The sequence below is a fragment of the Methanobacterium sp. BRmetb2 genome (assembly GCA_003491285.1).
Lineage (GTDB): Archaea > Methanobacteriota > Methanobacteria > Methanobacteriales > Methanobacteriaceae > UBA117.
The window spans coordinates 2,071,775-2,086,847 of sequence record CP022705.1 but is presented as its reverse complement, the minus strand read 5'-3'; the positions used below and the strand labels follow the sequence as shown (position 1 = coordinate 2,086,847).

Sequence of the window (15,073 nt, the reverse complement as noted above, 5' to 3'; positions counted from 1 at the left end):
TAATATAATTACATTTAAATTCATAAAAAAATTATAACGAGGAGATTTTTATGGTGACCAGTGACGAAATAAGAAGAAAATTGGAAGAAAAAAGAAGAAAAGATGATGTTTCTGGAGATGTGCCATCCACAGCTGACAGTAAACCTGTTGAAGAAACAGAAAAAATAATGGTTTGTCCCAATTGTGATATTCAATATCCAGATAACTCTAAATTTTGTACTGAATGTGGATCCCAGTTAGAAGAATATGTTGAACCCGAACCTGAGCCAGAACCTGAGCCAGAACCTGAAGTAATTCCTAGTTTCCAAACGACTGCGCCTGCAACTTATGATAATATAATTATTGTCAGCTCCAATTATGTACCTGGATATAATGTGGTAGCAACCAGAGGATTTGTTTACGGTTTAACTGTTAGAAGTAGAGGACTAGGGGGACAGATAGGTGCTGGTATAAGATCAGCATTTGGTGGGGAAATTAAAGAATACGTGAAAATGATGGATCACACACGACAAGAAGCCCTGCAGAGAATGGTAGATCATGCCAAAGATATGGGTGGTAACGCCATAATAAGTGCAAGATTTGATTCTGATGAGATTTCAAATGTAATGCAGGAAATACTGGCCTATGGAACTGCAGTGATAATAGAAAAAAAGGAATAATTTAATTATCTGAATTATTTAATTAGTTATCCTTTTTTCTTTTTAATAGTGTAGGTATTATGGTATGAATAATCAACAGTAATAGGAATACCGGAAAAAGAATTTCATGAATCTTGAATGCTATGTTTTTTTGTAAAAATCCAAGAGTTAAATATTCAACGGTCCTGAAGTATGTCATACCCAGACCACTTATAATTATCAACACTATAACAATGTAAAGAACTATACATACAATTTTTTTAATTAACACTAAATTTGCATTTTTCATAAAAATTCCTCACTTAAATTTCCAGAATTTGAATATCCTCTGCTTTCCCAGTAACCTTTATAATTAGTATCGTTGGATAATTCAATTTTTTTAACCCATTTTATCCATTTATAACCCCATTTACTCTCAGCAACTAATTGGAATGGAAAACCTCTCTCTGGAGGGAGTGTAGCATTGTTCATTTTATAAGCTAGTAATATGTTATTATTTTCAATGTATTCTATAAGAAACGAAGTAGAATAACCATCTACTGCATAAAAAATAACTACTTTAGCATTAGAGGATGGTTTGGATTGATTAATAATGTCTTTTACCAGAACGCCATTCCATAGAATAGTAACATCCCAACCTTCCACACAATTTAAAGTAACAACCTTTTCATAACTCTGAAAATCGTTAATTACCTGATCATAAGTATAATTTTTAGGATCATTAACCAGCCCTGTAACTTCTAACTGGTATGAATTAACATCAACATTTTGAGGACCTTTAATGGAATTTTCACGAAAATCATTAACTGAAGAAAGTTTTTCTCCCTGATATTCTCTAACCTCAACTGTATCCAGCTTTATTGGTTCATTAATAGACAGATTAAAAACTAGATATACTCCCATTAAAATAACTAAAATTAAAACAACAGCAACAGCTATTTTATTCATTTTACCCTCACAAAATTTTAATGATATTAATTATATATGTAATGTTCCTTAAATTTATACTATAACCAGATTAAGATTTTAAAAGACTGTACCACTCTACGGAGGTATACCAATCTATTAAAAGAATAATTATTTTAATACTTGATTTCTGTTTATTTATTTTGTTCATAATAAAAAAAAAATTATTTTAAAGTTGATTAAATGAATGAAAGTTCAACAAAGAATTATGCATTAATTGTGGCTGTTTTAGCCTCGTTTTTAACACCATTTATGGGTTCTTCTATAAATGTGGCTTTACCGTCTATTGCTAACGATTTTATAATAACTGCAATAATGTTAAGTTGGATTCCCACTTCATACCTCCTGTCACTGGCCATATTCTTGATTCCTTTTGGCCGAATTGCCGATATATATGGTCGGAAAAAAATATTCACCTATGGTATAATAATTTTCACAATTGCTTCATTAATAGCTGCCTTTTCCACTTCAGCTACCATGTTGATAATTTTAAGGATATTGCAGGGAATGGGTAGTGCCATGATTTTTGGAAATGTGGCTGCTATAATATCATCAATATTTCCTGCCAGCGAACGTGGAAAAGCATTGGGGATATCTATAACCGGTGTTTTTATGGGTTTATTTCTGGGGCCTGTTTTAGGAGGTTTTTTGACCCAGTACTTTGGGTGGAGGAGCATATTCTTCTTTGATGTGCCCATTGGTATATTAGCTACTTACGCTGTGATAAAACTTAAAGGTGAATGGGCAGAAGCTGTAGGTGAAAAATTTGATCTTGTAGGATCCATAATTCTTGCTATTTCACTGATTATTTTAATGTATGGATTGTCCTTACTGCCTGAAATAACTGGTTTCGCGATGATTTTTGGTGGTTTGGTAGGTATCATAATGTTCTATTTTGTGGAAAAGAATATGGAAAGTCCTGTATTGAATGTTAACCTTTTTAAAAATTTATCTTTCACCTTCAACAACCTAGCTGCTCTTATAAACTATAACTCTGGGGTGCCTATTGTATTCTTATTAAGTTTATATCTTCAATATGTAAAAGGATTAAATCCTCAAGATTCTGGATTAATATTAGCTGTACAACCTATAATGATGGCTGTATTTTCTCCATTTGCAGGAAGACTATCTGATAAATTTAGAGCCGAATACGTGGCTGCAGCTGGAATGGGACTTACAGCAGTGGGCTTAGGAGGATTTGCATTCATTAATACAGACACACAATTATGGTTTATTGGTGTAGGTTTAGCAATTGTTGGACTGGGCTTTGCCCTTTTTTCTTCCCCTAATACCAATGCATTGATGAATTCTGTGGAAGAAAAGTATTACGGGGTTGCATCAGCAACTTTAAGTAGTATGAGAGTGCTGGGGCAAATGACTGGGATGGGAATATCCATGCTGGCTTTGGCCCTGTTTTTAGGAAACGTGGATATTATACCGGCTAATTATTCATCTTTTTTAGCCAGTTCAACACTTTCATTTATAATATTCGCATTTTTATCATTTATCGGATTGTTATTTTCAGTTTTAAGTATTAAAAAAATCAATAAATAATGAATGTATAAAATCAATAAATAATGGAAGGGAATAGAATTGTGGGAAGAAGAATCAAGAGTATATAAAATATATATCAGCCATATTGAAGATTTTAAGGAGTATAATATATTTTTAGATAAATTAAATGCTGCAAATGAATTTGAATGGATAAATCTTGCCAAACCCGGGGATGGAAATGAAAACCTAGAACTGCAGATTAAAGATGTGGATGTGGTTATCATATTATCGGGACAATATTCAAAAAACCCTTCATCAGTAGAAAAACAGATAAAAATTGCCCAAAAATTTAAGAAACCATTAATTGTAGTTAGACCCTATGGAATGGAAAATGTTCCCACTTTTATTGAAAATCTCGCACAGGACATAGTTGGATGGAATACACCCTGCATCATTGAAGTAATTAAAGAAAATGCATTAGAAAACTAAATTTACTCATAGTAATTCTAAAAATAAAAGTCGATAGTTATAATATCCTTCTATGACCTAATTTGGGTGGAGAACATTAAATGACTAAAATCTGCAACTTCGACGACCAGTTTTTTCAAAATATTGCTGATGGTAGTCTTCCGCCGGATAAAAATAAGATGCATTTGTTATCTCTGTTACAATATCGTTTATGTAACGACCAGAACTTTGTAATTTCTCTTTAGATAATACGGCCGCTTTTTCCTGTTCTTGACTATGATAGAAAATCGCGCTACGGTACTGTGAACCAGTATCAGGACCCTGTCGGTTAAGAGTGGTAGGATCGTGTATGCTCCAGAATACATCCAGTAATTCATCATAACTAACCATGGAAGGGTCAAAAAGTATTTCAATTGCCTCTGCATGACCAGTAAGACCAGTGCACACATCTTCATAGGTTGGATTTTCAAAATGGCCGCCAGTATACCCAACTCTGGTAGATACAACTCCTTTAACCCTGCGAAATGCGTCTTCTACTCCCCAAAAACATCCCGCTGCAAATGTAGCTTTATCCAATTTTTTTTCACTCATTAAATCCACCCTATCTTAAAAATCTTTATTTGATGATTTGTATGAAGCTACCTATGATAAGAACCATGAGTATACTTTAAGTAGTACTGTTCGAGGCGATTATGGGTCTACAAAACGATATACTCCAGTTAGGAAATTGATAGTTAGTAACATAATTTTTTAATCAATTACTCAGGATACATTGGTTCTAACTTCATTTATATCGGAAGTGGTATTGTATGGGCTGCCCCCTCCAGTTCCTCCAGTTATTCTAAATGATCTTAAAACACTTCCAGTGGGAGTTTTCATATAGTCAAAGGGTCCAGTAATTACCCATGAATAGGTCTGATCACCAATGGTTAAAGTCCATCGTCCAGACTGTCCAATACCTTTATGCTGACTTGATCCACTGGTTGGATTTCCCACACCACCTTCAATGGTAAAAGTAGTGCCCGGCAGCATTTCTCCTAGATTAAAGGTACGGTTACGGTTTACTGCTAATGTAAAAAATTGATTTCCATATGATCCGCTTTTGATCCATTCGTTACCATTGGTAGTGTTGTTTGCTTCATAAATAAAAGTTGATGGATTAGGTCCAATATTAGTTATGGTAAGTGTGACTTTAACTGGAGTATTGTTGTTGGGAATGTTGAAATAAGATGAGTATGCTAATATGGCGGCAATTGCTATAAACAGTATCGCCCCTAACAATAATAAATATTCTGTTGATCCTTGTCCTTTAACCTCATCAAAAATCCTCATAAACCCACCTCTATCATAAATAAATCTATAAATACTATATTGTCTATTATAATATATAATTAATATTAAATTAACATAAGTGTTTGTTATGGGACCTGGAGCCGGAATAAATATATTTAATTATGTGCCAATAATTTTAATAGTAGCTGCTGTAGTTATAGCAGTTTTTCTTTTATGGTTAGTTGGAATTCGGATAATGAATAAAGAAGAAAAGAAGTTAGAAAAATATGAAGATGATTTAAAGCCTAAAATGGATGTAGTTGAAAAACTTAAGGAAGAATATGGTATTGAGGATGAAAAAGAAGATACTGAAGAGGAATAAACTCTAATTTTTGTTAATTATAAAAATTAATTTCACCGATACTTTTTATCAGATAAACTTTGTTTTAGTTTCGAAAAACTAAAAATTCATTTATTAAAAATTTTTAAAGATTAAAATGAAAATAGCAGTAATTGGATTAGGAGTAGAAGGTAAAAAAGCTGTTCACTCACTACTAAAAAATGGATACGAAGTTTATGCATCTGATTTAAACAATGATATTCACATTGAAGTTGATGAACTGTTAGATCTAGATTTAGGCTTTCACGATCTTGAGAAAATCAATGAATCAGACGCGGTTCTTATCAGTCCAGGTCTATGGAATAATGACTTTGCTCATAAAATAAGACAGAATAAAAAATCTCTATCAGAAATAATTGATGAGCATAAATCCATCTTCACCATTGGTGTTACTGGTACCAATGGCAAAACCACCACTTCCTTTATGATAAAGGCTATTCTGGAAGAAACAGGCCAAAAAGTGTTAATGGGTGGAAATGCCGGTGGCGGCTTTGAAGGTTACACTGACCTAATACTGGAAGCTTCTAAAGAAAAATATGATGTTTTATTGGTGGAAGTCTGTGATATGACCATGGATTTTGCAGCTGATTTTTTTGATTTTGACTTAATAGTAGCAACCAACATTGGAAGAGATCATCTTAATTTCCATAAAACACTGAAGAATTATCAGGAAAGTCTCTGTAGATTTATTGAAGGAAAAAGTGCCATACTGAATAAAAATGATCCATATCTTGCAAACATAGGATATTGTGCAAATACAGCCATATTCTTTGATTTTTCAGATAAAAAACTTAGATTATTCGGAAGATTTAACCAAAGCAACGCCGCCGCCGCTGAAAAGGTGGCTGAACATTTAAAAATACCGGAAAATAGAATAAAGAGCGCATTAGAAAAATTTAATACCGTTGATGGCCGGCTGAAACAGATAAATATCCAAAATGCAAGTATAGTGATTGGTAAAACTGATAATGTAGATGCAGTTGCTGCTGTATTTAATGAAATGACATTTGATGCTGTAATATTGGGTACGCCTAGAAAAAATGAAATATATCGATTGGATATTTTAAATGAGGCAGTAAAACACAATCCTGTATTTATAGGGTTATTTAATGGTTTAGATAATACAGTTGATGATTGTTTTCAATTTGTGGAGAGTAAAGGATATAAGGGTAAGATAAAAATATTTGATGAAATTGAAGAAATTGTTGATTTTATAATTAAATTCAGTTATAAATACCCAAATATCTTTGTGGGAGGAAATGGCCAATCCAAAATAATGCAGATTGAAAAAAAATTAGAACGTAAAACATCTAATAAATTGAATTAAATCCTAATATCAGTTTCAAAACAAATTAAAGAATAGTGCTGTTAATTAAATAAATTAATGAACATCAATGCTAATTGTAAGTAAAAATTAAAATTGACTATATTTTATATATACTATTAATTGCATAGATATTCATAGAATTAAATATGATAATCATTATATCTTTAAATTATAATAAAATCAATTTAAGTTCTAAGAATTGGATTAGAAGTTGATAGGGGTGTTTTAGTGGCAAAATTTAATAAAACCGTTAAAGTAGCAGTTGTTTTAATAATTCTAGTTTTTGTAATGTATCCCTTAGGACGAACATTAGAATCATATTATCCTCCCCAAGATGCCAGCGAAATTACAGATTTAAAACTGGGTGATACCATAATGCCCGGCACCCCGGTGGTTAATTATAATAATATTAGAAAGGTACCCCTTCTAAATCATCCAGAATATGTTATTGATTATGTAAATGATGTTAATATTCTCAATATAATTTATACTTTGATGACAGGAACTGTGCAAACACCTATTATTCACTTAACCAGTGGTAGCATATCCCGAAACGGCTCTGCCCAGGGATTTGAAGGACCGGGTATGCTTGTTGTTCGAGGTAATAAACTTATAGTAGATCCTCCAACTAATTTCATCTGGGGATATAAAACGCCTACTGCATATGCAGTAAAAACCAGTTCAGGTATAGACATTTATGAAAATAATAATAAAATTTCAAGTGTTGCTTATGATTATATAAGTAATGATACCGTGCCCCATGATTTTGTTGATATTAAATATTTGAAACAATGGTACAAATATGCAAATGAAGGAGATAAAATAAATATAATTTTTCAATTGAGCAACTTTAATGATGGAAGAAATACAGTTCCACCGAATAAAATTAAAACCTACTTTGGAACAGAAGTTTTCCAGTATATGGTCCGATATCCAGAAGGTAATCCAATTATGGTTTACAAAAATTCCTATACGGAAGAAGTAATTGCTAGTTCTGCAAGTTATTTAGGGTCTTATCCTGAATATGGAGATTATACCCGAGCATACAATGCTAAAACCTTTTCATATGGATGGAACGGCACAATAATACCACCCGCTACTTCATCTAGTGGAAAAGAAAGGGTAGGATTGGCTAGTGTGAAAGATCCAGAGGCTCCTGGAGGATATGCTACTCATGGAACTTGTCCACCAGCTCGTGCACTTAGAGATGTGGTATTAATAGCAGGATTTCCCATGCCTAAGGGAATGACTGGTGAACATAATGCAGTAATTTATGGATACAGTCCTTCCAGCGGTATAAAGGTTACTAATACTGGTGATTATCCAGTACAGATACGTATGTGGACCCGAGGTAGCGGAGCTAACACTGTAATTTATGCTGAAATGATCCAATTAGTGCCAACATAAATTTGAAATAAAAAATATTTTTTATAATAATTTAACCCTAACCAATTCCATATCAATATATAACCATTATTATATCATCCCATTTATTTTGTGATTATATGGTATCTGCAATAATTACTGCCGCCGGCAGAAATCGACGAATGATAGAAGATCTAAAAGCTAAAAAAATACCCATTAAAAATAAGCTGCTCATGGATCTAAATGGGAAGCCGGTAATAGTTAAAACAATAGAGAATGTTCTAAATTCTGGAGTGAACCGGTGCATAATAGTTCTGGGACATTACAGGGAAGAAATTTTACCAGTAATTGAACAAATTGATGATAAAAGGATAATAATAGTAATAAATAAGAATTTGAATGTTGAATTATCCCAATCACTTTATAATGGCATTCTAAGGGCTAAAAAGGAATTATGCCTATGTTTAGCTGGTGATCAACCCACTGTAACTACTGATACTATGAAAAATCTTATAAAAGCCGCCAGTGAATTTGATGATCCCAAAAAAATTATCTCCATACTTGCCCGGGGCAAATCAGGGTTTTTAAATTCAGCTGAAGGCCTTGGCATGCCATTTGTATGTCATTCAACGACTCTTAAAAGGTATATTAAACAAAATAATAGCAATTTAAATCCTGTTTTAAGGAAAATGATAGAAAGTGGGATAATCTTTTATGGGTTGGAACCTCTAAATTCGTTAGAATTAGTGAATATTAACCGTTATGATGATTATCTAAAAATAAATAAAAAAATGGAAAAAAATAATTTATAATATAATATCCATGGAATGCTTTAAATTATTTTTCTAAGCTATCCTCTAAAAGTTCGAATCTTTCCTCTAACTCTTCTAAGGCTTTACCCATTTTAGCTACAACTTCAAGAGTATCATATATCCAGTTTACAACTAATTCTTGGTCTGCTTCTTCTTCATAGTTTTTTATCTTATTACATAAACCTTTTGCTTCTTCCAGGATTTCATATATTTTTGTTTCACCCATAAAACATCCCCCTAAAAATATTTTAAAATGCACTTTTAAAGTGCATCGAGAGCATTAACAACACAGCCAATATTCTCGCCGTTTAAACCCACCATTACTTCATCATCTTTTATTCCAGCATATTGTCTGGATCCACTGCATCCCAGAGTAATATTTGCTTGTTTTCTCATGAAAGGACCGGCTACAGCATCAGCACAGAAAGATTGAATACCTGAAAAGTCAGCTTCAACACGACCACCTAAAGTGTAAACAAGGGCTTGGGCAAGTTTCATAGCCTGGGCAGGGTTACAGATAATCAGTATTACATCAGGATCAAAGTTAACCTTTTCCAGTGGTGAATAAGCTGTTGCGTAAGTTCTAAGATCAATTTTAGGAATTGAATCTAAGGTTCTTTTTGCAGCACCTATTGATGAGAATCTACCTAATTCATAATAAAATTCACCTGTTTTCAGTTTCTCCGGAGCTTCATCTGCCCCAATAGCTGCTGCTCCCCCTTTACACATTTGATCTTCTGAAGTAGCGTAAAATGAATCTCCATGACTGGCTTTTTGAACCATTTCACAGTGTCTCATCTTTGAATCTATCTTATCAAGATTATCAGGAAGATCTTCTTCCCTTAAAACTAGTTTAATTGCTACAGGGGATTTCTCTAAACCTAAATCATTTTTTATCTTGTCAGATATAACCTCATAACCATTTACTTCACATTCACACATATTATCACCTATAATAATATTTCCAATTGATTTTATAAAACTATTCATTCTAACTAATTATTCTAAGTAATTAATTTATATCAATAAAAAATTGAATAATTATAAGAAAAAAAGTTAAAAAAAAGGTTTATGAATGAAATAAAAGAATTAAAACTCTTTAAATAGGACAATATTTTATAAAAATGAAGTATAATCAGAATTATTCAACTATAAAATGTTTTCAATCTTTAATGCCAGATATTATATCTTTAATTTTATGTTCAACATCAGAAGTATTTTCCACTACTGTCCCAGTGACTATTATGTCTGCTCCAGCAGCACTGACACGTTGAGCATCTTCTTTAGTTCTAATTCCTCCACCTACTATTAGAATCATGTCAGTTAATTTTTTTACTTTAGCTATCATATCCACAGGTACGTGTTCTACTGCACCAGAACCTGCTTCAAGATATAATAATTTCATTCCCATTAATTCTGCTGCCATTGCATAGGCTACAGCAATATCCGCCTTTTTTCGAGGTATCAATTTGGCGTCACCTACCCATCCAACAGTTCCACCAGGTTCAATTACCAGGTACCCCATAGAAAGAGTTTCAATACCTATTTTTTTAATATTTGGAGCTGCTAAAGCCTGTGCTCCTATAATCCAGTAGGGATTGGTGGAGTTGAGTAGACTCATAAAAAACATAGCATCAGCATATTTACTTACTCCGCTGGTATTACCGGGAAATAGTATTATGGGAACGCCAATAGTTTCCTGTAATATTTTAGCTGTTGCATCCAGATCTGCTGCTTCTGCAATGGAACCACCCAACATTATCCCGTCTGTTCCCCCTTTAATTGCTTCCTGAGCAATCTTAAGAGCTGTTTCTGGGTCTTGTTCATCAGGATCTATAAGTGTTAAATGTAATTTATGATCATTTAAGGATAATTTGATGAAATTTTCTACATTCATTTTAAATCACTTAAAACATTGAAACTAAATATTAGTACTATATTAAGATTTGAGGAAGAGTTTAACTCTCCCCATAAAATTATTCATCCTCTAGGTTCTTTAGCCTTGAATCTAAGACCTTTGTATCCACATTTTCTGCATACCTTTGCAGTTGGTGGGTTTCTAGCATTACATTTTAAGCATATTTTGATATGAAATAATCTTTTCTCTGCTTCTTCAAATCTAGCCATTTTTATCCTCCTATAAATTCATTTTGAACTTTAACAACTTCCATGCTACTTTCTGCATGGGAATAAGCTTCTAACAACTCATGATTGAGCTTTAGAAAATGAGGTCCCCATTTAAATTGGGACATAATTTCAACAGCAATATTTTTAAATCCAACTATATAAAAGGTTGCTGCAATTGCCTCTGCAGTAGACAGTATGCAGGGCCGACCATAATTAGTAGGGTTGGCTGCTACTAAGTAGGGAAGTGATCTATGATATTTAGCTGTTTTAAACATAAAAGAAGATCTTTCAACTTTCTTCCAGGAACAATCGATAGCAACAAGGCCCGTATCCATAATGGTCTTTTGATCTTCACGTGATACAGATTTCTCACTGAAAGGATTTAAAACTATCGCACCTTTAGGTATTTTATTTAGCTGGTTGACTATTTTAAGTTTATCCTTACGTGCCAGTTTAAGGGTGGTGCACTTTTTAGGATCACACTCTTCTGCATGATAAGCAACGATTTTCATAAAATTCATATTCTCTAATTTTAGAAGGTTAACTCTTAAAATTACTTAAAAATAGTTTCCAATAAACTAATAATTTTAATATAACATTAAATTATTTAAATCTATTTATTTTACTAATAATTTCCTAATCAAGTAATTAATTTAAGATAAAATATTAAAAAGTGTCATTTAATAACTTAAATAAAAGTTCGCTCATAGTTCAAAATCTTTGATACTAATCCCCCTGGATTCTTTAAATCCTCCAGTTCGTAGTAACGTCCTCCTGCTGCTAAGGCCAGTTCCATGTTGAAATTTCTTCCTAATGTTACTGTTTTTTCAAAATTAATTACAATAGTGTGGAAATAATTTTCTTTTAGTTCTTCAGCTAATTTTAGAGAATCCCGGGAGGGATCCTCATTTAATGCCACATTAGGCATTCCATCAGTTAATATTACCATTAATGGTACAAATTCGTCCTGTTTCTGCTCACTTTTTAGTATTTCCAAACCTTTTTTTAATCCAGACGCCATGGGGGTAGTCCCGCCCACGCTTATATTACCAATTTTTTCGCGAAAGGCAGTAGCTCGTTTTGTGGTGGGTATAATAACCTCTGCTCCCTGGCCTTTAAAACCAACAACACTAACTTTATCATTATGTCTATTACTATCTTCAACTATAGCTTCTAATATGCCCTTCACCCGGTTTGCTTTTCTTTCTGAGAACATGGATCCACTGATGTCCACTACCAGTACTATAGATGCTCGGGCCCCGTGTTTTCTAATTTTTTCCCGTAGATCTTCACTTTTAACTTTAATCTCACCATTGGATCTTACTGCTGCTGCTCGTAGTGTTGCATCTATTGCTATATCTTTAGAAGAAACTTTAGGAATTTTACTTTTAACATATTTGCCTTTTTCAGTTTTTGAATCCATTCGTTTCCCGTATAATTTCCTCTTTTTTTTACCTTTCATTTTCAGCAATTTTTTTATATCGACATCCTCTTGGTCTGTTTCAGGAATATTTTCCTCCTGCTTTAAAGTTTTAAGTTGCATACCCTTTTTTCCAGACATATCCTCTGATTTTTCTGGTTGAACTGACTTTTTGTCCTGTTTTTCTTTCTCAGTATCCTCTGATTTTTCTGGTTGAACTGGTTTTTCTTCTGTTTCTTCATTTTTCATATCATCTGATGCTTTTTCCAGTTTTTTTTCTACATCATTCTTATTAAATGATTTCGTTTGCATCCGATGTCCCAGTACCAGTAAAGTGGCCTCTTCTAAATCGTTTAAATCAACATTTTTACGATGGTTAAATGCAGCAATGGTTTTAGCTGTTTTTAAAATTCCAATATCTGCCCGGTGCCCATCTACACCTGCTTCAACACATACTCTGGCAATTAATTCCATTAAATCGTTAGAAATTTTTACTCTATTTAAAATTTCACGTGCTTGTAAAATTTTATCTAGAATTTCTTTTTGTTGATCTTCATATTCCTTTATGAAACTTTTAGGATCGTTTTCGAATCTTTCCCTACGTTCCATGATTTTTATTCTTTCTTCAATATCCATAATTGTGTGTACGTCAATATGCAGCCCAATTCTATCTGCAAGTTGGGGTCGAAGTTCTCCTTCCGCTGGATTCATTGTACCTACCAGTATAAATTTGGAGGGATGACTGACAGAAATTCCTTCCCTTTCTACAATATTCACACCATAGGCCGCAGCATCCAGTAAAACGTCAACTAAATGATCATCCAAAAGATTGATCTCGTCCACGTAAAGAATGTTGCGGTTAGCTTCAGCTAAGATACCTGGTTCTAAAGATTTAACTCCTTCTTTAAGAGCCTTTTCAATATTGATAGATCCTACCACCCGATCCTCAGTTGAACCAAGAGGAAGTTCTACTACACGCATTTTTTGTTTTTCAATTTCTATATCGCCAGTTTTGCATGCTTCACACATGGAAGTTTCTTCTGCAGGATCACAGTAAAAGGGACATCCTTTAACCACATCCAAAGATGGAAGAAGATCAGCTAAAGCCCTTACTGCTGTGGTTTTACCAGTTCCCTTGTCACCTTTTATTAAAACTCCACCAATTGATGGATTTACAGCATTCAAGATTAAAGCTTTTTTTATATTTTCCTGTCCTACAATTGCGCTAAATGGGAAAACGAGATTTTTCACTATTCTCACCGTTTTTTAAAAAAATAATGTATTTTTCTTATTTTTAGTGTTTTATTGCTATTTTTTAAGATAATAACATTTTAAACTGTTATATAAACTGAGATAATACCTTTAGAATTATATTCCATTTTATGAAGTATAAATTTGTTGTTGATAATCAAATTGATTCATTTAGGAATAATATTAATACAATTTTTATTAACTGTGATGGAGACAAAAAGAATAAATAACTTTCCCAATATACCTTAAAAATGGTGATGTATAATGTGTACTGTTGGCGGCCCCATGGCTGACATAAAAATGAAAAAACTTAAAACCAAAAGATATAGATGCTTAGACTGTGAAAATGAGTTTAAAGGTATTGGAAAAAGAGTTATATGTCCGTCATGCCAGTCAGAGAATCTAGAAGCGTTAGAATAAGAGACGATGAAATTTTATTTTTAATGGGAAAAAGTAGTACTGTTGGGATTGCTAGATCATCCCATAACCTCCATTTATTTATTGGAATGCCTGAAAAAGAAGAAATAGTTCAGTTTCTTGATCCTGACGATTTAATAGTTGTTTCTGCATTTGATACTGGGGAAAAGATAGAAAAAGGTATAAAAGCATTAATTTATTTAATCAAAGAAATTAAATCCCCTATTGTGGTTCTTCCAGAAAATCATCCCACATCCAATAGACTTAAAATGGTGGTAGCCTCTGGAGATCATATACGTCTTAACTGTAATATTGTTCCAGGAACACATCCGGAACAAGATATACTATGTTCTGGAGATGATTTGTCAGGTACAGAAATTAATTCTGTTAAAAATGGTGTAGAAATAATAGGCAATGCATCTAGAAATAAAATAGATAAACTAGCTTAAGTATTATAGAATTATTAATTGATAAAATTTGCCGAAGTCAGCGGAGTTCTTTTAATGGATAAAAAATTCAATATCTCTCTTATTGATGTTGAAAACATGAAATGGGACAGAGATATTAATGGTTTGAGTTTAGCACTTAAAAGTGATAACGATTACATCCGTAAAGAAGCTGCAGAGGCACTGAGATATATACCTGGAAAAAAAACCATTAAATCTCTTTTAGATATGTTAGATGATAAATTTTGGGCAGTTAGAGCTGTTTCGATCCAATCTTTAGCATATATCGGCGAAAAAGATCTTATCCCTCACATAAGTGATTATCTTAAGGATGATTCCTGGGTTGTTCGATGCAGTACTATAGAAGCCCTGGTGGAACTGGGAGGTAAAGAAGTTACCGACCAAATACTTCCATTTCTCTTTGATGAAGATGATCATGTTAGAGACACTATAGAAAGATCACTGAATAAATTAAAAGATAAAGAATCTCCAATTTCAGAAACATATTAATATAGGAAAGAGTAGAACCAGATAACTACCATTCTAATAATGAATTTTGATAATTTATTCATTAATTATCAAAAGGACAGAAATTATAGAAGACTTAAATAGTCTTTAGAACATATTAAATATAATGATTTTTTGATTTTTAATATTAAAAAATGCACTT

The 15,073-nt window shown here is 32.8% G+C and carries 19 protein-coding genes; 9 read left to right on the top strand and 10 right to left on the bottom strand.

From position 1 onward, the window contains the following. Positions 1–167 precede the first annotated feature (167 nt). A complete protein-coding gene (locus tag CIT01_10540) occupies positions 168–659 on the top strand; it encodes a hypothetical protein (GenBank protein AXV38797.1) in 492 nt (163 codons plus the stop codon). A gap of 22 nt (positions 660–681) precedes the next feature. On the opposite strand, the gene CIT01_10535 is transcribed toward CIT01_10540, so the two are convergent. Beyond that, on the bottom strand, positions 682–927 hold the full coding sequence (locus tag CIT01_10535) for a hypothetical protein (protein ID AXV38612.1): 246 nt from the start codon (positions 925–927) through the stop codon (positions 682–684). After that, positions 924–1,586, bottom strand: coding sequence for an oxidoreductase (locus tag CIT01_10530; protein AXV38611.1), 663 nt, complete (start codon positions 1,584–1,586; stop codon positions 924–926). The genes CIT01_10535 and CIT01_10530 overlap by 4 nt, the downstream gene beginning before the upstream one ends. Before the next feature lie 201 nt (positions 1,587–1,787). Between CIT01_10530 and CIT01_10525 the strand changes: the two genes are divergently transcribed. Together CIT01_10525 and CIT01_10520 are read left to right on the top strand one after the other, a co-directional pair. After that, a complete protein-coding gene (locus CIT01_10525; protein AXV38610.1) occupies positions 1,788–3,158 on the top strand; it encodes an MFS transporter in 1,371 nt (456 codons plus the stop codon). A gap of 39 nt (positions 3,159–3,197) precedes the next feature. Then, positions 3,198–3,587 carry a hypothetical protein gene (locus CIT01_10520; protein AXV38609.1) on the top strand — a complete coding sequence of 130 codons (390 nt, stop codon included), beginning with the start codon at positions 3,198–3,200 and terminating at the stop codon, positions 3,585–3,587. Positions 3,588–3,671: 84 nt separating this feature from the next. On the opposite strand, the gene msrA is transcribed toward CIT01_10520, so the two are convergent. Beyond that, positions 3,672–4,142, bottom strand: coding sequence for a peptide-methionine (S)-S-oxide reductase (msrA, locus tag CIT01_10515; protein ID AXV38796.1), 471 nt, complete (start codon positions 4,140–4,142; stop codon positions 3,672–3,674). Between the two features lie 186 nt (positions 4,143–4,328). After that, a complete protein-coding gene (locus tag CIT01_10510) occupies positions 4,329–4,784 on the bottom strand; it encodes a hypothetical protein (protein ID AXV38795.1) in 456 nt (151 codons plus the stop codon). A 202-nt stretch (positions 4,785–4,986) separates the two neighbouring features. Between CIT01_10510 and CIT01_10505 the strand changes: the two genes are divergently transcribed. The 4 genes from CIT01_10505 (at position 4,987) to CIT01_10490 (ending at position 8,742) form a co-directional block, all read left to right on the top strand. Next, on the top strand, positions 4,987–5,220 hold the full coding sequence (locus CIT01_10505) for a hypothetical protein (protein ID AXV38608.1): 234 nt from the start codon (positions 4,987–4,989) through the stop codon (positions 5,218–5,220). Between the two features lie 115 nt (positions 5,221–5,335). Further along, positions 5,336–6,565, top strand: a complete 1,230-nt coding sequence (locus CIT01_10500) for a UDP-N-acetylmuramoyl-L-alanine--D-glutamate ligase (protein AXV38607.1) — start codon at positions 5,336–5,338, stop codon at positions 6,563–6,565. Between the two features lie 408 nt (positions 6,566–6,973). Continuing rightward, positions 6,974–7,972, top strand: coding sequence for a hypothetical protein (locus CIT01_10495; protein AXV38794.1), 999 nt, complete (start codon positions 6,974–6,976; stop codon positions 7,970–7,972). A gap of 98 nt (positions 7,973–8,070) precedes the next feature. Beyond that, positions 8,071–8,742: a molybdopterin-guanine dinucleotide biosynthesis protein MobA gene (locus CIT01_10490; protein ID AXV38606.1), complete on the top strand. Its 672-nt coding sequence runs from the start codon at positions 8,071–8,073 to the stop codon at positions 8,740–8,742. A 25-nt stretch (positions 8,743–8,767) separates the two neighbouring features. Here the strand turns inward: CIT01_10490 and CIT01_10485 are convergent, their stop codons facing one another. From CIT01_10485 to CIT01_10460, 6 genes are all read right to left on the bottom strand, one after another. Next, a complete protein-coding gene (locus CIT01_10485) occupies positions 8,768–8,968 on the bottom strand; it encodes a hypothetical protein (GenBank protein ID AXV38605.1) in 201 nt (66 codons plus the stop codon). Positions 8,969–9,003: 35 nt separating this feature from the next. Then, complete coding sequence (locus tag CIT01_10480; GenBank protein ID AXV38604.1) at positions 9,004–9,684, bottom strand: hypothetical protein; 681 nt, start codon at positions 9,682–9,684, stop codon at positions 9,004–9,006. Positions 9,685–9,904: 220 nt separating this feature from the next. Next, on the bottom strand, positions 9,905–10,639 hold the full coding sequence (locus CIT01_10475) for a geranylgeranylglyceryl/heptaprenylglyceryl phosphate synthase (GenBank protein AXV38603.1): 735 nt from the start codon (positions 10,637–10,639) through the stop codon (positions 9,905–9,907). Positions 10,640–10,722: 83 nt separating this feature from the next. Further along, positions 10,723–10,869 (bottom strand): 50S ribosomal protein L40e, encoded by a 147-nt coding sequence (locus tag CIT01_10470; GenBank protein AXV38602.1) that lies wholly within the window; start codon positions 10,867–10,869, stop codon positions 10,723–10,725. Between the two features lie 2 nt (positions 10,870–10,871). Then, the gene (locus tag CIT01_10465; protein ID AXV38601.1) at positions 10,872–11,381 is read right to left on the bottom strand and encodes a ribosome biogenesis protein; all 510 of its coding nucleotides are present in this window, start codon (positions 11,379–11,381) and stop codon (positions 10,872–10,874) included. Positions 11,382–11,557: 176 nt separating this feature from the next. Continuing rightward, positions 11,558–13,540, bottom strand: a complete 1,983-nt coding sequence (locus tag CIT01_10460; GenBank protein AXV38600.1) for a cobalt chelatase — start codon at positions 13,538–13,540, stop codon at positions 11,558–11,560. Positions 13,541–13,926: 386 nt separating this feature from the next. Here CIT01_10460 and CIT01_10455 point away from each other — a divergent pair, with 386 nt between their 5' ends. Together CIT01_10455 and CIT01_10450 are read left to right on the top strand one after the other, a co-directional pair. Further along, positions 13,927–14,406, top strand: coding sequence for a hypothetical protein (locus CIT01_10455; GenBank protein AXV38599.1), 480 nt, complete (start codon positions 13,927–13,929; stop codon positions 14,404–14,406). Between the two features lie 54 nt (positions 14,407–14,460). Next, on the top strand, positions 14,461–14,913 hold the full coding sequence (locus tag CIT01_10450) for a hypothetical protein (protein AXV38598.1): 453 nt from the start codon (positions 14,461–14,463) through the stop codon (positions 14,911–14,913). The last annotated feature ends 160 nt before the right edge of the window (positions 14,914–15,073 follow it).